Raw genomic sequence first — 20,320 nt, 5'->3', positions numbered from 1 at the left:
ACCGAAGAACCCTTTGGGAGCGAGCCTGCTCGCGAAGAGGCCAGAGCAGGCGCTAAAGATTCAGAGCTTGGCCGCTGCCAACTCAGGCGCCACCCAATCATTCACCTTGAACGGCTTGCGAATCAGCTTCTGCTGCGCCGCCAGATCAACTTTGTCCTGCAAGCTGCCAAGGAACACCGGATCCAGCGTCGACGGGAACACTTCGCTCAACTTCTGATCCTGCAGATCCTGGGTCAGGATCACCGGCGGATAGCTGGCCAAACCCGAGACCAGTTGCACGTATGCGGCCTTGTTGCCGTCCTGCGTCAACCACTCCACGGCCTGTTGTTGCGCCTTGAGCAACTTGGCCACCGCCTCCGGGTGCGCGTCAACAAACTTGCCCGTGCCGACCAATACCGACTGCACGCTGCCTGCGCCACCGAGATCTTTGGTGTTCAGCGGCAACTCGGCCAGCCCCTTGGCCTGCAATGCGCTCAACCCGAAGCTGCCCCATGACGCATCGATCTGCTTGGCTGCCAACGCCGCGACCGCTGCATTGAAATCCAGATTGATCACTTTCAGATCCTTCTCGCTCAGGCCCTGGCTTGCCAGCGCCGCATCAAACGACAACTGCGTCGCGGTGCCACGGAAGATCGCCACGCGCTTGCCCTTGAGATCCTGCAACGTCTTGATCCCCGAACCCGGTACCACCCCCAGATACTGCTTCACCCCACGCGCACTGGCGCTGAGCAAGCGAGTATCCAGGCCATTGGACTTGCCGATGATTGCCGCCAGATCGCCGAGATACGCCAGATCAACCTGACCGTTGGCAAACGCTTCATTGATCACCGGTCCCGCACCTTTGAAGAAACTCCACTGAATCTTGATGCCCTGATCGGCAAAGGCCTTTTCGAAGATCTGCTGATCGCGCAGCACGTCGACCACACCGCCGCCGCTGTGTTGAGTCCCCGCGCTCAGGTCGGGCACGGCGATTCTGATTTCCTTGAGTTCGTCGGCATGCGCGGTAAACGCCAGCAGGCCCACCAGAGCAGGAATGGCAAACAGACTGAAAACACGTTTGAAGGGGAGGTTCATGGGTGCTGCTCCTTGATCACGACGGGCGTTGAGGAGCCGAAAGTAGGCCGAATGACTACCTACGCTTAAATACTATAAATGCACATTTTTATAGCTTTTAACGCTAAGCGAGCAGCGCCGGGGCTCGTAGCGGCGTATGCATTAACAGCATCGAAAATATTCTTCGAATGCATTGGATGCGTTTGGGTTGGAAGCCTTAAATGGCCTCGCTTATCCCTTAAAAGAATCTATATCGATGTTTTTATAACTTTTTGTTTTTAGCTAATACCGCTAAAGATCTTGAGCCAACCCGACAACGGAGGTCACCCATGGCCCGCCAATCCTTGCTCAGTCTTCCACTCCCCGCGCCGCCGCTGAAAAGCCGCCGTACCTGGCCCAGCCTGAACCAGCGCCTGTTGCCGTGGCTGCTGCCGCTCAGCCTGTTCGCCCTATGGTGGCTGGCCGCACGCAATGAATGGATGAGCGAGCAGATCTTGCCGGCGCCGTCGCTGGTGTGGAACAGCGCTGTCGAGCTGTCTCAAGGCGAGTTATGGAGCCATTTGTGGATCAGCCTGCAGCGTTTGTTCTGGGGCCTGCTTGCCGGGGTTTCGGCTGGTGCATTGCTCGGCGCAGCACTGGGCTTCAGTCGGCGTCTTGAACGTTTGATCTTCCCGACCTTCGCCGGCCTGTCGCAAATACCGACGCTGGCTTGGATTCCATTGTTCATGGTGTTTTTCGGCATCGGCGAAGTGTTGAAACTGGTGGTGCTGATCAAAGCCATCGTCGTGCCGGTAACCCTGCACACCTTGGTAGGCGTAAGAGATGCACAACCAAAACTGCGCGAAGCTGCCGCTGTTTTACGCTTGCCGCCACACCTGCTGATCCGTCGCCTGGTGCTGCCCGCCGCCCTCCCCGCGTTCATGGCTGGCGTGCGTCTGGCGCTGGCCGCTGGATGGACTTCGTTGCTGGCCGTCGAACTACTGGCCTCGAGCGAAGGCATCGGTTATCTGATGGTCTGGGCGCGACAACTGTTCATGCTCGACATCGTTTTCGTCTGCATCGTGGTCATCGGTTTGATCGGCGTGGCGATGGATCGCGGCATCGGTCTGCTGGACAAAAAACTGGTGCACTGGCCGCATCCGGCCACCGCCGAAATTCGTCGCGGCCCGCGTTATGACGGCTGGCAGCGGCTGCAACCGTGGCTGCTACCGCTGGGCTTGTTGGCGCTGTGGCAATTGGCGAGTGACCAGCAGTGGATCGACGCCACTATTCTGGTCAGCCCATTGGCCGTTTTGAGCACGGCTTGGGCTGGCGTGCTCGACGGCACGTTGATCAGCGGCATGGCCCTCAGTCTCGGCCGCACGCTGGGTGGCCTGCTGCTCGGCGGCGGACTCGGATTTTCGTTGGGCCTGCTGCTGGGCCTGTCGAACATCAGCGAACGCCTGCTCGGCCCGACCCTCGCGGCCATCCGCCAGATCGCCATTTTCGCCTGGGTGCCGCTGCTCACCGCATGGTTCGGTCTCGGCGAATTGGCCAAGTGGGTATTCGTCGCCCTCGCCGCCTTCTTCCCGCTGTTTATCGCCACGCAACGCAGCGTCGCCAATCTCTCACCGCAACTCAACGAAGCCGCACAAGTGCTGCGCCTGAGCCTCGGCCAGCGTCTGCGTCGACTGGTACTGCCGGGCGCCGCGCCGGGGATTTTCGCCGGGCTCAGACTGAGCCTGATCTACGCCTGGCTCGGCACCATCGGCGCCGAATACTTCATGCCGTCGAACGGCGGCATCGGCAGCCAGATGATCGGCGCGCAACAGCTGCTGCGCATGGACCTGATCATGGCCGGCATGCTTTTCGTCGGCATCACCGGCGCCCTGCTCAACCTCATTGGCCAACGCCTGGAAATTCGCGCGACCCGCTGGAGACACGCATGAACGCACCGATTGTCAGCTTCAATCACGTAGGCAAATCCTTCGACGTCGACGGTTTCGAACTGGAGGCGATTCGCGAATTCAACCTGGACATTGCCGAGGGCGAGTTTGTCGCGATTGTCGGTTCCAGCGGCTGTGGTAAATCGACGTTGCTGCGGTTGTTGGTGGGCCTTGATACGCAGTTTCGCGGGCAGATTACCGTGGATGGCAAAGCCGTCAGCGGCATCGGCGGCGAGCGCGGCATCGTCTTTCAGGAACACCGTCTGTTTCCGTGGCTGACCGTCGCCGACAACATCGGCCTGGGCCTGGTCAACGAGCCGCTGAGCGCTGCGCAGAAGCAACAGCGGATCAACGATTTCATCGATCTGGTCGGCCTGCGCGACTTCACTCGCGCCTATCCGCACCAACTCTCCGGCGGCATGGCGCAGCGCGTGGCGATTGCTCGCGGGCTCGTTGCCAGTCCGCGCATTCTGCTGCTCGACGAGCCCTTCGGCGCGCTCGATGCGCTGACTCGCCAGCAGATGCAGGACGAGCTGCTGGCGATCCGCGAGCGCGCAAAAATCACCACGATCCTCGTCACCCATGACGTCGAAGAAGCGATCTTCCTCGCCGACCGCGTGGTGGTGATGGAGCCGCGCCCGGGACGGATCAAGCAGGTGGTCGACATCGCCCTGCCCCATCCGCGCCAGCGCAGCAGTTTCGACTTCCATCAGTTGCGTGAAGAGCTGCTGCACGAGCTGACCAGTGACGACCATTACCAAGCGAGCGTGCCGGTGCAGATCCGCGATCTGCCGCTGACGTTCATTGCCTGCTGAACAGGAGTTTTGCGATGCCGCAACGTCCCAATTTTCTGGTGATTCTGGCCGACGATCTCGGCTTTTCCGACATCGGTGCCTTCGGCGGCGAAATCGCCACGCCGCACCTTGATGCCCTGGCCAACAATGGCCTGCGCCTGACCGATTTTCATACCGCACCGACCTGCTCGCCGACCCGCTCGATGCTGCTGACCGGCACCGACCACCACATCGCAGGGATCGGCACCATGGCCGAAACGCTGACGCCGGAACTGATCGGTAAACCGGGTTACGAGGGTTATCTCAATGACCGCGTCGTCGCACTGCCCGAGCTGTTACGCGAGGCCGGTTATCAAACCTTGATGAGTGGCAAATGGCACTTGGGTTTGAAGGCTGAACTGGCGCCCCATGCACGAGGTTTCGAGCGCTCGTTTTCGCTGCTGCCCGGCGCGGCGAACCATTACGGTTTCGAACCGACCTACGATGAGCAAACGCCAGGCCTGCTGAAATCCACGCCGGCGCTGTACATTGAAGACGATACGTTTCTCGATGAGTTGCCGAAGGATTTCTATTCCTCCGATGCCTTCGGCGACAAGTTGCTGCAGTACCTCAAGGAACGTGACCAGACCCGGCCGTTCTTCGCTTACCTGCCGTTCTCCGCACCGCACTGGCCGTTGCAGGCGCCCGCCGACATCGTCGAGAAATACCGTGGGCGCTATGACGCCGGCCCTGAAGTGCTGCGCCTGGAACGCCTGGAAAAACTCAAAGCCCTCGGCCTGATCGAACCAGACGTCGAGCCGCATCCACTGATTCAGTTGACCCAGCAGTGGGACGCGTTGAGCGAGGAGCAAAAGCAGATTTCCGCGCGGGCCATGGAGGTCTACGCAGCGATGGTCGAGCGCATGGACTGGAACATCGGTCGGGTTGTCGATTATCTGCGCCAGCAGGGGCAGCTCGACAACACGTTCATCCTGTTCATGTCCGACAACGGTGCCGAAGGCGCGCTGCTTGAAGCATTTCCGAAATTCGGCCCGGAACTGGTGACGTACCTCAGCCAGCATTACGACAACAGCCTCGACAACATTGGCCGGGCTAACTCCTATGTCTGGTACGGGCCGAACTGGGCACAGGTGGCGACCGCACCATCACGGTTGTTCAAGGCGTTTACCACTGAAGGCGGGATCCGGGTGCCGGCGCTGTTGCACTATCCGCAATTGGCGATCAAAGGGCAGATCAGCCATGGTTTCGGCACGGTGATGGACGTCACACCGACGATTCTCGATCTGGCGGGTGTGCGCCATCCGGGCAAGCTCTGGCACGGCAAACCGGTGGCGCCGCTACGTGGCAAATCGTGGCTGGGGTTCTTGTCGGGTGAGACTGCGCAGGTGCATGACGAGCACACGGTGACAGGGTGGGAATTGTTCGGGCGTCGGGCGATTCGCCAGGGGTCGTGGAAAGCGGTGTGGATCCCCGGGCCGGTCGGGCCGGCGACCTGGCAGCTGTATGATTTGAGCAGTGATCCGGGGGAGATTCATGATCTGGCGGTGAGCCGGCCGGAGAAGCTCAGCGCGTTGATCGGGCATTGGCAGCAGTATGTCGAGGAGACTGGGGTGATTCTCAGTGAGTCGCCGTTTCAGCCGGACTGAGGGCAAGATCAAAAACACCCTCACCCCAGCCCTCTCCCGGAGGGAGAGGGGGCCGACCGAGGTGTCTTTCGTCAAACATCGACCTGAAAAATCGGGTCGATTATGGATTCGACAAAGCTCTTTCACTTCGGTGTAACTCCTCAATATCCCCGGGTCGGTCCCCTCTCCCTCCGGGAGAGGGCTAGGGTGAGGGCAACTCGTCAGGCCTCCACCGCCTCCCCAGACACCGCGACTTCATCCCGACGAACAAACCGGTTCGCCCGCCCAAACGTGCCGAAATCATTGAACCGCACACCCATCTCACGCATCACCTTATGCGCCACCGGCACCGTCATTTGGCGAATATAAAACGGCTCCTTCACCACAAAATGATGAATTCCGTGACTGCTGCCAAAGTTGAAGCAGAACGCCTGCAAGGGCCACAGCCACCAAGGGTTCAGCACCTGACATTGCTGCAGCACATTGCCCAGCTCGACATCGCCGTAGTAATGCATGTTCGAACTGATGAAGTGCAGGCAAAAGGTGCGCAACACGTTCGGGCCGATGATCACCACGGCGGCGATATCGATCACCTGCATCACCGACAACGTGGTTGCTGACCAGTCGATCGGCGCGCCCAGCAGGTAAGCAATGCCATTGGCCGCATGAAAGCCGAGAAACACATACCACGCCCCCCAATGCACCAGCGCCAGCGGCGCGTAGACCTTCAGCGTGCGCTTGATGATGCTGAACTTGTGCGCCCAGGTCTTGGCTCGCAGCATGCGGATGAACGCCGACATGACGTTGTCGCCAACCATCAGCAAACGTGCAAAACCCCACGGCTCGCCGTTGGTGATCGCGCGCTCTTCCATATCGGTTTCAGTGCCGGAGACCTTATGGTGATTGAGGTGCAGATGCCGACGGATCCACGGGTTGATCGTGCTCGGCCGCGCCAGCCACACCAGGCCCATCATCAGGTTGTGCGGCACGCGCTGCTTGCGGAAATACATGCTGTGGATCAGGTCGTGCTCAAGCTCATGGGTCAACGAAGCAAAAAACGCGTTGAGCACCAGACAAACCCACCACGCCATATGGCCGGTGATGTACAGCGTCGCCGAGCCGATCATCCCGATCAGGGCAAAGGCCAGAATCCCCGCGCCCAGCGCATCCTGATGCTGGAGAATCGGGTAGCGCTCGCGCAATTCGACGCCTTTGGCCAGCACCACTTCACGAATATGCGCTGATCGCTGGGCCGCATTGTGTCGCTGGGGACTTGCAGAAGTACCGTCCATGCTTCCATCCTCGGGTTTATGATGTTCGCATCGTGCCTCGCCAACGCTTCAATTGCGGTAGCCGAGAACGCCAACCTGTTGACCGGAAGCGCCAATCAGCATGAAGGAACCGACCTCCCTCGCCAGCTGGACCCGTGCCTTGCGCAAGCAACTCGATGCGCTGGGACTGGACAGCATTGCCCTGTGTCAACAGGCCGGGCTCGATCCGAGCTTGATGGACGACCCCAACGCGCGCTATCCACTGTCCGGCACCACGCGCCTGTGGGAAATTGCCGTGCAGGTCAGTGGCGACCCGGCGATTGGTCTGCGCGTGTCGCGCTTCGTCAGCCCGACCACGTTCCATGCCCTCGGTTATGCGCTGGTCGCCAGCGGCAGTTTGCGCGAGGTGTTCGAGCGCATCGTGCGCTATCACCCCGTGGTCAGCGATGCGCTGGAACTGGAGCTGAGTCGTGGCGACGACCGCTATCAATTTCGTCTGAAAATTCCATCAGGCAATCCCGCACCAGCCTTCGAAGCCATCGACGCGTTCACCGCGATCTACGTGCGCACCTGCCGCAATCGTCTCGGCCGTGATTACGCACCGCTGGCGGTTTATCTGCGCCGCCCGGAGCCGAGCGATGCGCACCAGTGGCACAAAGTCTTCCGCGCTCCGGTGCATTTCGGTTGTGTCGAGGATCGTCTGGAATTCGCCCTCGCCGACTTCGACAGCCACCTCGACGACGCCAATCCGGAACTCGCTGAACACAATGAAGCGGTGCTCAAACGCACGATGGCCCAGCTTCAACCGCTGACTTGGGAGCGCAAGGTGCGCGATGCGATTGAAGAACAATTGCCGGAAGGTGAGCCGAGTGCAGAACGCATTGCTCAGGCGTTGCACCTGAGTTTGCGCAGTTTGCAAAGGCATCTGGCGGATGAAGGTTGTCGCTTTGATACGTTGCTCAACGAGAGCCGCGAGAATCTGGCGCTGCTGCACCTGCGCGATCCGCAGTGTTCGCTGAGTGAGGTGAGTTATTTGCTCGGGTTCGCCGACACCAGCAGTTTCAGCCGCGCGTTCAAACGCTGGACGGGGCTGACGCCGGGGCAGTTTCGTGATGGGTTGCGCTGATCCAGAATCAGTTTGTCTGATCTGGCGCCATCGCGAGCAGGCTCACTCCTACAAGGGGAACGCATTCCAATTGTAGGAGTGAGCCTGCTCGCGATAGCGCCCTTTAATTCAACGCAAAGCCCAGCTCAAAAATGGTGCCGCCAACATCACTGTTCACCCGCACCTGCCCACCATGCAACTGCATGATCGACTGCACGATCGCCAACCCCAGCCCACCCGAATCCCCCGGCTCCGCGCGCGAAGGATCGACGCGGTAGAAACGGTCGAACAGTTTGCCCAGATGCTCCGACGCAATGGCCGGGCCATGGTTGTGCACTTGTAACCAGCACCAGCCCGATTCGTCGCGGCGGCGCAGGCTGATCACGGTTCCGGAATCAGCGTGGCGCACGGCATTCGCCAGCAAATTGCCCAGCGCCCGTTGCAGCAACTGCTGATCGGCGAGCAATTCGCCATGCAGTTGATTGTCCAGCCGCAGGTCGCGGTCATCGGCCAAAGCTTCAAAGTAATCACACAGTTCACCGCCAACGCCGTGCAAATCCAGGATTTGCAGATTTAGCGCCCTCTCGGCCTGCTCGGCGCGGGCAAGGAACATCAGGTTTTCCGCCATGCGCTTGAGCCGTTCGAACTCTTCCATGTTCGAGGCGAGAACTTCCTGATACTCCTCGGTGCTGCGTGGATGATTCAGCGCCTGACCGTTGCTCGCCAACAAGGTGTGCAGCGGCGTACGTATCTCGTGGGCGAGATCGGCGGAAAACTGCGAGAGGCGCTGCACGCTGTCGTCCAGCCGCGCCAGCATGCCGTTGAGCGCCTGCACCGGCTCAAGCAGTTCGGCGGGCGTGCCGGTGGCGGGCAAGCGTTGATCGAGGCTGCGCAGATCGATACCGCGTACCGCTTCGCTCAACTGCCGCAACGGTCGCAGGCCACGGCGTAGCAATACCAAGCCCAAGGCAAAAGCGAGCAACGCACCGAGGCCGACCGCCAGATACAAGCGCAAACGGTAACTGGCGAGCATCTGCTCGCGCTCGCTCAGTACCTTGCCGGCGATGACCGTCAGCGGCTCGCCGTTCGGCCCTTGCGCTTCGCCGGACAACAACGCGAGTTCGGCACCGTCCGGCGCTTGCCACGTCAACACATCACCGCGCTGCGGCGCTTGCTCGCGCGGGATCGCGTTGAGGGTTGGCAGATCGCGTTGACGTGGATTGATGGCGATCACACTGGAACCATCGGCGCGGCGCACCAGCAACAGGCTGTCGAGATTACCGAGCATGTTCTGATACAAACGTGGTCGAGCCTGCAAAGCCCCCAGGCTGTCGCTGTCGGCGAGCAAGGCGCGCACTTGCTCCAGTCGACCGAGTAACGCGAGGTCGTCGCGGTAGGCGATTTCCGAGGCCAGCGAACGATAGAGAAACACGCCAATCGCACTCAACACCAAAGCGCAAACCATCGCGAACGCCAGCGCCAAACGCCAGGCGATCGACCTAGAGCGCATCGTCAGGAGCTTCCAACTGATAACCGACGCCGCGCACGGTGTGAATCAGTTTCGGCATGTACGGGTCATCGACTTTCGCACGCAAACGCCGCACCGCGACTTCGACCATGTTGGTGTCGCTATCAAAATTCAGGTTCCACACCTGCGAGGCAATCAGCGTGCGCGACAGCACTTCGCCCTGGCGACTGGCGAGCAATTGCAGCAGAGCGAATTCCTTGTTGGTCAGGGCAATGCGCTGGCCACCACGGCTGACGCGGCGGCGCAGGACATCGATTTCCAGATCGGCGATGGTGTACGACTCGGCTTCGCGCATCGGCCCGCGCCGCAACAACGTGCGCACCCGCGCGAGCAGTTCGGCGAAGGCGAAGGGTTTGAGCAGGTAATCATCGGCGCCCAGCTCGAGGCCGCGCACGCGATCTTCAATGGCGTCCTTGGCGGTCAGGAACAACACCGGTGTGGCGCCGCGCTGACGGATCAGTTGCAGCAGCTGCCAGCCATTGAGGCCGGGGAGCATCACGTCGAGGATGATCAGGTCATATGCCTGTTGCTCGATAAAATAGCGCCCATCGAGGCCATTGAGCGCCACGTCTACGGCAAAACCCGACTCGCCCAGGCCTTTGGCGAGGAAATTCGCGGTTTTGGCTTCATCTTCTACGACCAGCAAACGCATGGCACACCTCGATTAATCAGGCGTACAGGCTAGGCGCCTTCGGTGGCGTTGCCCATTACAAACTTGTAATCAGACTGACGAGGTTCTGACGAAGACCGGCGATTAAGGTGGCGACCTTCGTTTTTGGAGCCTGTCCATGACTGTCAAATACTTTGTAGCCAGCCTGATGATCGGCCTCAGTGGCGTCGCTGCCGCCAGTCTTGAGCTGCCGCGTCACGCTGATCTCGACCTGAAAACTGCACGGCTGCTCGCCGACACGGCAATGGCCAACTGCACCGGCACGGTGTCGGTGCTCGATCGGGGCGGCAATCTTCTAGTGACCCTGCGCGGCGATGGCGTAGGCCCGCACAACACTGTTGCCAGCCAGCGCAAGGCTTACACCGCGCTGTCGACCAAGACCGCGACCCGGTTGTTCGCCGAACGCGCTCGCAGCAACCCGGAAACCGCCAACCTCAACACCCTCGACGAGTTGCTGTTGCTCGGCGGCGGCATCCCTTTGTTCGCTGCTAATGAGTTGGTCGGCGCGATGGGTGTAGCCGGTTCCGGCGGCGGCGAGCAAGACGAAAACTGTGCGATCAAGGCTGCCGGGAAAACCGGTCTGGCCACTACCCGTTCCCAATAAGGAGATGCATCCATGAGCACTTTGCGCATGACCTTCGCCGCGCTCGGCCTGAGCGCTTTTTCCAGTCTGGCTCTGGCTGCCGGCAATCCCCTGAGCGTGCACGTGCTCAATCTGGAAAACGGCCTGCCTTCGCCAGGTATCAACGTGACGCTGGAGAAACACGTCGGCCAGAACTGGCAGCCACTGGCTCAAGGCACGACCAATGAACAGGGGCGAATTGCCGAATTGTTCCCGGCCAAACAGCCTTTTGAAGCGGGTGAATACCGCGTGGTGTTCAAGACCGGCGAGTACTTCAAGAAGGTCAAGCACGACACGTTCTTCCCGGAGATTCCGGTGATCTTCGAAGTGAAGCAGACCGATCAGCATTACCACATCCCGCTGCTGCTCAGCCCGTACGGTTTCTCGACCTATCGCGGTTCCTGAGCCCTACACAAATGCCCCTGTAGGAGTGAGCCTGCTCGCGATAGCAATCTGTCAGTTGATCAATCTGTGACTGACAGACCGCTATCGCGAGCAGGCTCACTCCTACATGGTTCGGTGTTAGATCCTAGATCGTGGCGAGAGCGCGCAATCGCATGGCATCAAGGATTTCGATCTCTCCATACCCAAGTCCGATAATCCCCTGCCCCTGCAAATCCTTGAGGATCTGGTTGGTGGTCTGCCGCGACAGCGACAGCATCGATGCCAACTGCTCCTGCGGCAGTTGCAGAACGCGGCGTGGCGCATCGAGTTCGCCGTAGCCTTCGGCAATCATCAGCAAGCGATGGGCCAAGCGTGCCGGGGCTGGCAGCAGGCTCAGTTGTTCGAGATTGATAAAGGTCAGGCGCAGTTTATGGCTCATCAGCAGCGCCAGGTGCCGCCAGTACACCGGGTGTTCGTCGAGCAGTTTGAGCAACGTCGCCTGAGGGATATTGAGCAAGGTGCACGGCCCGACTGCATAGGCGTCATGAGTGCGCGGCTGGCCATCGAACAGGCAGATTTCGCCGAACCAGTGCGGCGCCTCGACCAGACTCAACAACGCCTCTTTGCCCTGCTCGCTCACCGCGCCTATACGCACGACGCCATCGAGCACCGCGTACAAGCCGCACGGCGCATCGCCGCGCTGGAACAAGCGCTGCCCCGCCGTTAGCCGTCGCTCTCGCACAGCCGCCAGCAGACTATCCTGAAAGGACGCCGGCAGATGACTGAACCATTGGCCGCTCATCAACCGTGAACGTATTTGCATAAACACTCCTGGACTGTCGCCTGCCTGACAGAGCGAACCCTGATCCCGAGGGATGATGCGATCAACCCTACCGGAGGAACAACAATGAAAAGCCTCGTCGACCATCTCAGTCAATACGCCGCCTACCACCGTGACCCGCGCAACATCGCCAGCCACTTTATCGGCATTCCGCTGATCGTGGTGGCGGTGGCGGTTTTGTTGTCGCGGCCAGAATGGTCGCTGGGCGGCTTGTGGATATCTCCAGCCGTTGTCGTGGCGCTGGCCTCGGCGTGGTTTTATCTGCGTCTGGAGGTGAAGTTCGGGGTGCTGATGACGCTGCTGATGGGGCTGTCAGTCTGGGCCGGGCATGTGCTGGCGCAGCAGAGCACCCTGGTCTGGCTGAGCAGTGGTCTGGCGATGTTTGTGGTCGGCTGGGTGATCCAGTTTGTCGGGCATCACTATGAAGGGCGCAAACCGGCGTTTGTCGATGATGTCTCGGGGCTGATTGTCGGGCCGTTGTTTGTCGTGGCCGAGTTGGCGTTCATGCTCGGGATGCGGCATGAATTGAAAGAGCAGATCGAGGCGCGGGCGGGGATGGTACGAGTTAATCCGAATCGTGCGGCTGTTTAGACCGCTTTCGCGAGCAGGCTCGCTCCCACAGTGGGTGGGTGTTGAACACAAAATTTGTGAACAACCAAAATCCCTGTGGGAGCGAGCCTGCTCGCGAAGCTTTTGACCTTAGAGGCTGGCGACTTTCTGCCAGACCTTCGGCTTGAAGAACAGGGTTTCACCCTTGGCCAAGCCGATCAGGCTGTCGTGGTCTTTCACCACTTCGGCCTCGATCAGATCCGTCTGCCCTTCGACCTTCAACGTCACTCGCGTAGTCGCGCCCAACGGTCGAATATCACGCACCTCAGCCGCATGGTGATCTTCCAGCTCATGCTTGGACAAAGACACCTCATGCGGGCGGAACAGCACGTGGTTGTCGTCGCTCAGCAGCAAGCGGTTCGAATCGCCGAGGAAGTGATAAACGAAATCGCTGGCCGGGTTTTCGTAGACGTCGCCCGGTGAGCCGATCTGCTCGATCACACCCTTGTTCATCACCACGATGCGGTCGGCGACTTCCATCGCTTCTTCCTGGTCGTGGGTCACGAACACCGAGGTCAGGTTGATATCTTCGTGCAACCGAGCCAACCAGCGGCGCAGCTCTTTACGCACCTTGGCATCGAGGGCGCCGAACGGCTCATCCAGCAGCAGCACTTTCGGCTCGACCGCCAAGGCGCGTGCCAGAGCAATCCGCTGACGCTGACCACCGGACAACTGCTCCGGATAACGATCCGACAGCCAGTCCAGCTGCACCATGTTCAGCAGCTCATGCACCTTGACCGCGATCTGGCTTTCGTTCGGACGCTGGTTTTTCGGTTTCATGCGCAGGCCGAACGCGACGTTGTCGAACACGGTCATGTGCCGGAACAACGCGTAGTGCTGGAACACGAAGCCGACGTTGCGATCACGCACGTCGTGGCCGGAGACGTCTTCACCGTGGAAAACGATATTGCCGTTATCCGGGGTTTCCAGACCGGCGATGATCCGCAGCAGCGTGGTCTTGCCGCAGCCCGAGGGGCCGAGCAGCGCGACCAGTTCGCCGCTGTGGATATCCAGGCTGATGTTGTCCAGCGCCTTGAACGCATTGAAATTCTTGCTGACGTTACGCACTTCGATCGACATGAATTATTCCTCCGCGGCGCTGGCGCGCAGGCGGTTGATACGGTTTTCGCTCCACTGCTTGGCCAGCAGGATGAAGAGCGCCAGGATCAGCAACAGGCTCGCCACGGCGAACGCGGCCACGTGGTTGTATTCGTTGTAGAGGATCTCGACGTGCAGCGGCAAGGTGTTGGTCACCCCGCGAATGTGCCCGGAGACCACCGACACCGCACCGAATTCACCCATGGCCCGCGCGGTACACAGCACCACGCCATAGATCAGGCCCCACTTGATGTTCGGCACGGTGACATGCCAGAACATCTGCCAGCCGTTGGCGCCGAGCAGGCGCGCGGCCTCCTCTTCCTGCGTGCCTTGTTCCTGCATCAACGGAATCAGCTCACGGGCCACGAACGGCACGGTGACGAAGATCGTCGCCAGCACAATGCCCGGCAGGGCGAAGACGATCTGAATGTCGTGATCCTGCAACCACGGGCCGAACAGGCCCTGTGCGCCGAACATCAACACGTAGACCAGACCGGCGATCACCGGCGACACCGAGAACGGCAGGTCGATCAGCGTCACCAGCATGCTCTTGCCACGGAATGAGTATTTGCTCACGCACCACGCGGCGCTGACCCCGAACACCAGGTTCAACGGCACCGAAATCAGCACGGCGAACACGGTGAGTTTCAATGCCGACAGGGCATCCGGTTCAAAGATCGCGGTGAAAAATGCACCGAGGCCATTCTTCAAACCCTGCGATACGACGATAAACAACGGCAGCAGCAGAAACAGGAAAAAAACCAGCCAGCCGAGGCCGATCAGGACCCTGCGCGAAGTGGCACTGCCACGGCGTGCCGCATTGGCCGAAGAGGCGGCCGCAATAGACGATTGGGACATGGTTCGCGCCTCCTTATGGGGTTTCGATGCGCCGCTGCAGCAAGTTGATCAGCAGCAACAGAACGAAGGAAACCACCAGCATCAACACGCCGATGGCGGTGGCGCCGGTGTAATCGTATTGGTCGAGCTTGACCATGATCAGCAGCGGCAGGATCTCCGTTTTCATCGGCATGTTGCCGGCGATGAAAATCACCGAACCGTACTCACCGACGCCACGGGCGAAGGCCAGGGCAAAACCAGTCAGCCAAGCGGGCAACAATGCGGGAACGAGGATGTGGCGGAACACCTGCAAGGGTTTAGCACCTAGGCACGCGGCGGCTTCCTCGACTTCACGGGGAATGTCGGCCAGCACCGGCTGCACGGTACGCACCACAAACGGCAGAGTGACGAAGGTCAGCGCCAACGTGATACCCAGCGGGGTATAGGCAATCTTGAAACCGAGGTCAGCGGCGAATTGCCCGACCAGACCGGCCGGCGCATACAGCGCGGTCAGCGCGATACCGGCCACCGCTGTCGGCAGGGCGAACGGCAGATCGATCATCGCGTCGATCACCTTGCGCCCCGGGAAGGTGTAGCGCACCAGCACCCAAGCGAGCAGCGTGCCAATGATGCCGTTGATGATCGCGGCACACAGCGCGGTGCCGAAGCTCAGCTTCAGGGCGGCCAGCACGCGCGGTGCGGAGATGATCGTCCAGAACTGATCCCAGGTGAGTTGCGCGGCGTGGACGAACATCGCCGCCAGCGGGATAAGCACAATCAGACTGAGGTACACCAAGGTGTAGCCCAGCGTCAGCCCGAAGCCGGGTATGACGGGGGAGATACGACGCGACATAAAAGTCCTTGGTTAAAAAGCGATCCGCTGAACGCACCCATGTGGGAGCGAGCTTGCTCGCGAAGAAGGAGTATCAGCCAACTCCACGTCGTCTGACACTGCGCTTTCGCGAGCAAGCTCGCTCCCACATTTTCTGCGCCTGGCTTCAGGCTTGATGTGTGGCTGAAGTCAGATTACTGCGCCTGATAAATCTGGTCGAACACGCCACCGTCGTTGAAGAATTTCGGCTGCGCGGTTTTCCAGCCGCCGAAGTCTTTGTCAATGGTCACCAGTTCCAGTTTCGGGAACTGCTGAGCGTACTTGGCAGCCACGTCCTTATCACGCGGACGGTAGAAGTTCTTCGCGGCAATTTCCTGACCGGCCGGGCTGTACAGGTGCTTCAGGTAGGCTTCGGCGATCTGCTCGTTGCCTTTTTTCTCGGCGTTCTTGTCGACCACGGCAACCGGCGGCTCGGCGAGGATCGACAGCGAAGGCACGACGATGTCGAACTTGTCGGCGCCGCCATCTTCTTTCAGTGCCAGGAACGCTTCGTTTTCCCAGGCCAGCAACACGTCACCCTGACCGTTGTTGACGAAGGTAATGGTCGAACCGCGTGCACCGGTGTCGAGAATCGGCACGTGCTTGAACAGGGTCTGTACATATTCTTTGGCTTTGGCTTCGTCACCGCCGTTGGCTTTCAGGCCGTAGGCCCATGCGGCGAGGAAGTTCCAGCGTGCGCCGCCGGAGGTTTTCGGGTTCGGGGTGATCACCGAAACATCGTTCTTGACCAGATCGCCCCAGTCCTTGATGCCTTTCGGGTTGCCCTTGCGCACCAGAAAGACGATGGTCGAGGTGTACGGCGTGCTCGCTTCCGGCAGCCGCTTCTGCCAGTCGGCGGGCAGGGTCTTGCCGAGTTTGGCGATTTCGTCGATGTCGCCAGCCAGCGCCAGAGTCACGACGTCAGCCCGCAGACCGTCGATCACCGCACGGCCCTGCTTGCCCGAACCGCCGTGGGATTGCTGGATTTTCACGGTGTCGCCGGCGTGATCTTTCTGCCAGAACTTGATGAATTCAGCGTTGTAGTCCTGATACAGCTCGCGCGTCGGGTCATACGACACGTTGAGCAGCTCGTAATCCTTGGCAACGGCGGAACCGGCAAACACGGCACTGGCCAGCGCGGCCAAAGCGTAACGGCGAATCGACGACATGGTGAAAGCTCCTGGAATTCTGGGTGGTGGCTTTTTCTTATGTATTTCGGGAATCGTGTTGTCGGTTCAAAGATCGCAGCCTGCGGCAGCTCCTACGCACAGCCCCCTGCAGGAGCTGCCGCAGGCTGCGATCTTTTAGCCCGGTTGTTTGCCCGGTTGCTGCAAACGGAATTTCTCTTTGCGTTCGATCTGCACGACCTGGGCGTTGTGCACAGTGATCTCCACCGCGCCGAAACGCAGATCGCGCAGAGCGCTCTGGATTTCACGCAAGATGGTGGTTTCGTCCTGACCGTCAACGCTGCGAAGGGATGCGCTCATGGTGCTGCTCCTTTGAATGGGATTTGCCTGGCAGTGGGCGGCACTGCGTTCGGCGTGGGAGCAATATAAGAGAGGCGCGGATATTCTTAAAAAGACTATTTAAGAATGTTTATATAACTGAAAAACTGATCGTTCCCACGCGCAGCAAAGGAATGCAGCCGGCGGCGCTCTGCGCCGCGATTTTGGGCCGACGCAGAGCGCCCCTTTGCTGAGCGCAGGAACAAGTTTGCCCCTGTCTTAGCTAACCACCGGAGTTCTCGCCCAATCAATCTCCTGCGCCGGAGCCGGTCGCCCAAACCAGTAGCCCTGCCCCAGATCACATTCCTGCTCAAGCAGAAACGCCGCCTGCTCAACCTGCTCGATGCCCTCGGCATGCACCTGCATGCCCATGCTTCGGGCCAGCGCGATGATCACCCGGACAATCGCCACGTCATCCTCATCCCACGGCAACCCGGCAACGAAACCCTGATCGATCTTCAGCTTCTGCACCGGCAAGCGCTTGAGCCGCAGCAGTGACGAGTAACCCGTGCCGAAATCATCGATGGCCAGGCGAATACCCAATTCGCGCAAACGGTGCATCTGCTCCAGCGCCACTTCCGGATCATCCATCACTGCACTTTCAGTGACTTCCAGCTCCAGATATGCCGGATCCAGTCCGGTGTCGTGCAGCACCTGCGCCACCTGCTGGTACAACTCGCGCCGGGCAAACAGGCGCGACGAGACATTCACTGCGACAAACGACAACACCACTCCGGCCTGCCGCCATTGGCACATTTGCCGACACGCCTGCTGCATGACCCAGGCGTCGATTTCAGCGATCAAACCGGTGCGTTCGGCAATCGGAATGAACTCCGCAGGCGAGACCAGACCGCGTTGCGGATGCTGCCAGCGCACCAACGCTTCAACGCCAATCAAGCGACTGGTTTTCAAGTCATGCACCGGTTGGTAATAAACCCGCAGTTCCTGCTGCTCCAGCGCCCGGCGCAACTCGAATGCGATCTCCACACGTTGCTGGGCGTGGGCGGTGAGTTCTTCGGTATACAAGGCATAACCGTTGCGGCCGCTGCTCTTGGCCTTGAACAGCGCCGCATCGGCATTGCGCAACAGTTGCTCGGCGCTTAGCGCGTCGCTGGGGAACAGGCTGATGCCGAGGCTGGCGTTGATGAACAACTGATTGCCATCAATGCTGAACGGCTCCTTCAGCGCATCGAGAATCCGTTGCGCCAGCGCCGCTGCCTGCACCGGCTGTGGACAACTCTCTGCCAACACCGCGAACTCGTCGCCACCCAGGCGTGCCAGGGTAATACCGGGGCCAAACAGTTCTTGCAGGCGCGCCGCGACTGCCTTGAGCAAGCGATCGCCGACGTTATGGCCAAGGCTGTCGTTGATCATTTTGAAATGATCGAGATCGAGCATCAGTAACGCGCAGCCGCGCTTGTGGATCTGCGCCGAAGCCAGCGCCTGTTCGGCGCGGTCGCTGAACAGCAGGCGATTGGGCAGATCGGTCAGCGGATCGTGGTGCGCCAAGTGTTTGAGTTCATGCTCGGAATCCTTGATGGCGCTGATATCGGAAAACACCGCAACGTAATGGCTGAGCCGGCCCTGATCATCGTGAATGACCCGGATGGTTTGCCACTGTGGATAAATCTCGCCGCTCTTACGCCGATTCCAGATCTCGCCACTCCACTCGCCCTGCGACTCCAGGGTGGCGAACATCGCTTGGTAGAACCCCGGCGGATGGTGACCGGACTTGAACAGGCTCGGCTGCTGCCCGAGGACTTCTTCACGCTGATAACCGGTGATCTCGATAAACGCCCGATTGACGTGCACGATCAGCCCTTGGTGGTTGGTGACCAACACCCCTTCGCGGGTGCAATCGAAAACGGCCGCCGCTTGACGCAGGCGTTCGCGATCAGCGTGGCGCTCGCGCAACCGCGCACCGATTCCGAGAAACTCGCACAAGCGCGCCCGCGCCAGAAAGATCAGCCCGGCGCTGAGCGCCGCAAACACGTAACCGTTGATCAGTTGCCATCGGGCAAGATCGACGGAGTTATCGAAGAAATTGTTTAATAAATGATCAGTTCCCTGCAGCCAGACAACCGCAAGTACGAGATAGAGCAGCGCTGCACGCAAAGCATCGCGGTAAGTGGCACGCATTCGGCTGTCCATGTCCCTACAAAAAGGTTGGAATTATAGGTCAAGAAACATCCAGCGACTCTTATCTGAAAGGGCGACTGGTTTTATCTGTGTGCTTGGTGATAATGCAACGGCTGTTTTTATCTTTATCGAGGGCCCTATAGCCTATGTGGTACGAAGGTTTTCTTGGCTTGTCGGCCTGGTCTCTGGTCGCAGTCACCCTGCTGATGACCCACGTGACGATTGTCGCCGTCACGGTCTATCTGCACCGCTACTCGGCCCATCGCTCGCTGGAGCTGAATGCCGGCCTGAAGCACTTTTTCCGTTTCTGGCTGTGGCTGACCACGGCGCAGAACACCCGCGAGTGGACCGCCATCCACCGTAAGCATCACGCCAAGTGCGAAACCGAAGATGACCCGCACAGTCCGGTCATCAAAGGCCTTTCCACCGTGCTGCGCACCGGCGCCGAGCTGTATCGTGCCGAAGCGCAGAACCCGGAAACCCTGCGCATCTACGGCAAGAACTGCCCCGAAGACTGGATCGAACGCAACGTCTACAGCCGCTACCCGCTGCTGGGCGTGGCGATCATGGGCGTCATCGACCTCCTGCTGTTCGGCACCATCGGTATCACCATCTGGGCGATCCAGATGATGTGGATCCCGGTGTGGGCCGCTGGCGTGATCAATGGCCTGGGCCATGCCGTCGGCTATCGCAACTTCGAATGCCGCGATGCGGCGACCAATCTGGTGCCTTGGGGCATCCTGATCGGCGGCGAAGAACTGCACAACAACCATCACACCTACCCTAATTCGGCCAAGCTGTCGGTGAAAAAGTGGGAGTTCGACCTCGGCTGGGCATGGATCAAAGTCTTCTGTTTCCTGCGTCTGGCCAAGGTCCAGCGTGTCGCGCCAATTGCCCACCGTGTCGAAGGCAAGGGCAATCTGGACATGGACACCGCGATGGCCATCCTCAACAACCGCTTCCAGATCATGGCCCAGTACCGCAAGCTGGTAATCGGCCCGCTGGTCAAGCAAGAGTTGGCCAAGGTCGATCATTCGGTGCGTCACCAGTTCCACCGCGCCAAGCGTCTGCTGTCGCGGGAAACCAGCCTGCTGGAAGATCGTCATCACTTGCGCATCCAGACCATGCTCGAGCACAGCCAGGCACTGAAGGTAATTTACGAAAAACGCCTGGCCCTGCAGCAGATCTGGGTCAAGACCAGCGCAAATGGCCACGACATGCTCGCGGCCATCAAAGAGTGGATTCACGAGGCAGAAGCCAGCGGCATCCAGTCCCTGCGCGAATTTGCTGATCAGTTGAAAACCTACTCGTTGCGTCCTGCAGCGGTCTGAGACCGTTGATCGGTGCACCCGGCTCCCGGGTGCACCCTTCGGAACTTCGCCAAAAATCGCCTATCTCAAAGACACTTCGCCATCCCGGCGGGCTGTACTGTGGCCGTTGTCG

At 59.9% G+C, this 20,320-nt stretch carries 19 protein-coding genes; 8 read left to right on the top strand and 11 right to left on the bottom strand.

Features of this window, described 5'->3' with window-relative positions; genetic code table 11:
• Nucleotides 1-60 precede the first annotated feature (60 nt).
• Nucleotides 61-1,074 carry an ABC transporter substrate-binding protein gene (locus HU754_RS02100; protein WP_186620798.1) on the bottom strand — a complete coding sequence of 338 codons (1,014 nt, stop codon included), beginning with the start codon at nucleotides 1,072-1,074 and terminating at the stop codon, nucleotides 61-63.
• A 308-nt stretch (nucleotides 1,075-1,382) separates the two neighbouring features.
• Between HU754_RS02100 and HU754_RS02095 the strand changes: the two genes are divergently transcribed.
• The 3 genes from HU754_RS02095 to HU754_RS02085 are packed head-to-tail and all read left to right on the top strand — an operon-like array spanning nucleotide 1,383 to nucleotide 5,418.
• Entirely contained in the window at nucleotides 1,383-2,981 is a 1,599-nt protein-coding gene (locus tag HU754_RS02095) for an ABC transporter permease (RefSeq protein WP_186620800.1), read from the top strand.
• Nucleotides 2,978-3,793: an ABC transporter ATP-binding protein gene (locus HU754_RS02090; RefSeq protein ID WP_186620802.1), complete on the top strand. Its 816-nt coding sequence runs from the start codon at nucleotides 2,978-2,980 to the stop codon at nucleotides 3,791-3,793. The genes HU754_RS02095 and HU754_RS02090 overlap by 4 nt, the downstream gene beginning before the upstream one ends.
• A gap of 14 nt (nucleotides 3,794-3,807) precedes the next feature.
• Nucleotides 3,808-5,418 (top strand): arylsulfatase, encoded by a 1,611-nt coding sequence (locus HU754_RS02085; RefSeq protein WP_186620804.1) that lies wholly within the window; start codon nucleotides 3,808-3,810, stop codon nucleotides 5,416-5,418.
• Nucleotides 5,419-5,618: 200 nt separating this feature from the next.
• On the opposite strand, the gene HU754_RS02080 is transcribed toward HU754_RS02085, so the two are convergent.
• Complete coding sequence (locus HU754_RS02080; RefSeq protein WP_093440431.1) at nucleotides 5,619-6,689, bottom strand: fatty acid desaturase; 1,071 nt, start codon at nucleotides 6,687-6,689, stop codon at nucleotides 5,619-5,621.
• A 100-nt stretch (nucleotides 6,690-6,789) separates the two neighbouring features.
• Between HU754_RS02080 and HU754_RS02075 the strand changes: the two genes are divergently transcribed.
• Nucleotides 6,790-7,794, top strand: a complete 1,005-nt coding sequence (locus HU754_RS02075; protein ID WP_093440427.1) for an AraC family transcriptional regulator — start codon at nucleotides 6,790-6,792, stop codon at nucleotides 7,792-7,794.
• A 103-nt stretch (nucleotides 7,795-7,897) separates the two neighbouring features.
• Here HU754_RS02075 and HU754_RS02070 read toward each other — a convergent pair whose 3' ends face one another.
• The gene (locus HU754_RS02070) at nucleotides 7,898-9,283 is read right to left on the bottom strand and encodes a heavy metal sensor histidine kinase (RefSeq protein ID WP_186620806.1); all 1,386 of its coding nucleotides are present in this window, start codon (nucleotides 9,281-9,283) and stop codon (nucleotides 7,898-7,900) included.
• Nucleotides 9,273-9,953: a heavy metal response regulator transcription factor gene (locus tag HU754_RS02065; RefSeq protein WP_064117464.1), complete on the bottom strand. Its 681-nt coding sequence runs from the start codon at nucleotides 9,951-9,953 to the stop codon at nucleotides 9,273-9,275. The genes HU754_RS02070 and HU754_RS02065 overlap by 11 nt, the downstream gene beginning before the upstream one ends.
• Before the next feature lie 136 nt (nucleotides 9,954-10,089).
• On the opposite strand from HU754_RS02065, the gene HU754_RS02060 reads away from it, so the two are divergent.
• Nucleotides 10,090-10,575 carry a GlcG/HbpS family heme-binding protein gene (locus HU754_RS02060; protein ID WP_186620808.1) on the top strand — a complete coding sequence of 162 codons (486 nt, stop codon included), beginning with the start codon at nucleotides 10,090-10,092 and terminating at the stop codon, nucleotides 10,573-10,575.
• A 12-nt stretch (nucleotides 10,576-10,587) separates the two neighbouring features.
• Complete coding sequence (gene uraH / locus HU754_RS02055; RefSeq protein WP_093440416.1) at nucleotides 10,588-10,998, top strand: hydroxyisourate hydrolase; 411 nt, start codon at nucleotides 10,588-10,590, stop codon at nucleotides 10,996-10,998.
• 124 nt (nucleotides 10,999-11,122) lie between these two features.
• Here the strand turns inward: uraH and HU754_RS02050 are convergent, their stop codons facing one another.
• Nucleotides 11,123-11,800 (bottom strand): Crp/Fnr family transcriptional regulator, encoded by a 678-nt coding sequence (locus HU754_RS02050; RefSeq protein ID WP_186620810.1) that lies wholly within the window; start codon nucleotides 11,798-11,800, stop codon nucleotides 11,123-11,125.
• A gap of 84 nt (nucleotides 11,801-11,884) precedes the next feature.
• Between HU754_RS02050 and HU754_RS02045 the strand changes: the two genes are divergently transcribed.
• Nucleotides 11,885-12,409: an Mpo1 family 2-hydroxy fatty acid dioxygenase gene (locus tag HU754_RS02045; RefSeq protein ID WP_186620812.1), complete on the top strand. Its 525-nt coding sequence runs from the start codon at nucleotides 11,885-11,887 to the stop codon at nucleotides 12,407-12,409.
• A gap of 108 nt (nucleotides 12,410-12,517) precedes the next feature.
• Here HU754_RS02045 and HU754_RS02040 read toward each other — a convergent pair whose 3' ends face one another.
• The 6 genes from HU754_RS02040 to dibA form a co-directional block, all read right to left on the bottom strand.
• Nucleotides 12,518-13,507, bottom strand: a complete 990-nt coding sequence (locus HU754_RS02040; protein ID WP_034151825.1) for a sulfate/molybdate ABC transporter ATP-binding protein — start codon at nucleotides 13,505-13,507, stop codon at nucleotides 12,518-12,520.
• Nucleotides 13,508-13,510: 3 nt separating this feature from the next.
• Nucleotides 13,511-14,383, bottom strand: a complete 873-nt coding sequence (gene cysW / locus HU754_RS02035; RefSeq protein WP_034151824.1) for a sulfate ABC transporter permease subunit CysW — start codon at nucleotides 14,381-14,383, stop codon at nucleotides 13,511-13,513.
• A 13-nt stretch (nucleotides 14,384-14,396) separates the two neighbouring features.
• Nucleotides 14,397-15,215, bottom strand: a complete 819-nt coding sequence (gene cysT / locus HU754_RS02030; protein ID WP_038367238.1) for a sulfate ABC transporter permease subunit CysT — start codon at nucleotides 15,213-15,215, stop codon at nucleotides 14,397-14,399.
• 173 nt (nucleotides 15,216-15,388) lie between these two features.
• Nucleotides 15,389-16,402, bottom strand: a complete 1,014-nt coding sequence (locus HU754_RS02025) for a sulfate ABC transporter substrate-binding protein (protein ID WP_034151823.1) — start codon at nucleotides 16,400-16,402, stop codon at nucleotides 15,389-15,391.
• 135 nt (nucleotides 16,403-16,537) lie between these two features.
• Entirely contained in the window at nucleotides 16,538-16,720 is a 183-nt protein-coding gene (gene oscA, locus HU754_RS02020) for a sulfur starvation response protein OscA (protein WP_034151822.1), read from the bottom strand.
• A 237-nt stretch (nucleotides 16,721-16,957) separates the two neighbouring features.
• Nucleotides 16,958-18,877: a phosphodiesterase DibA gene (dibA, locus tag HU754_RS02015; RefSeq protein ID WP_093440397.1), complete on the bottom strand. Its 1,920-nt coding sequence runs from the start codon at nucleotides 18,875-18,877 to the stop codon at nucleotides 16,958-16,960.
• Nucleotides 18,878-19,023: 146 nt separating this feature from the next.
• Here dibA and desA point away from each other — a divergent pair, with 146 nt between their 5' ends.
• Nucleotides 19,024-20,208, top strand: coding sequence for a delta-9 fatty acid desaturase DesA (gene desA, locus HU754_RS02010; RefSeq protein ID WP_034151820.1), 1,185 nt, complete (start codon nucleotides 19,024-19,026; stop codon nucleotides 20,206-20,208).
• Nucleotides 20,209-20,320: the final 112 nt, after the last annotated feature.

This window comes from Pseudomonas zeae, from assembly GCF_014268485.2.
Taxonomy (GTDB): domain Bacteria; phylum Pseudomonadota; class Gammaproteobacteria; order Pseudomonadales; family Pseudomonadaceae; genus Aquipseudomonas; species Aquipseudomonas neuropathica.
The sequence above is the reverse complement of the archived record's forward strand: the minus strand, read 5'-3'. Positions and strand labels throughout refer to the sequence as shown.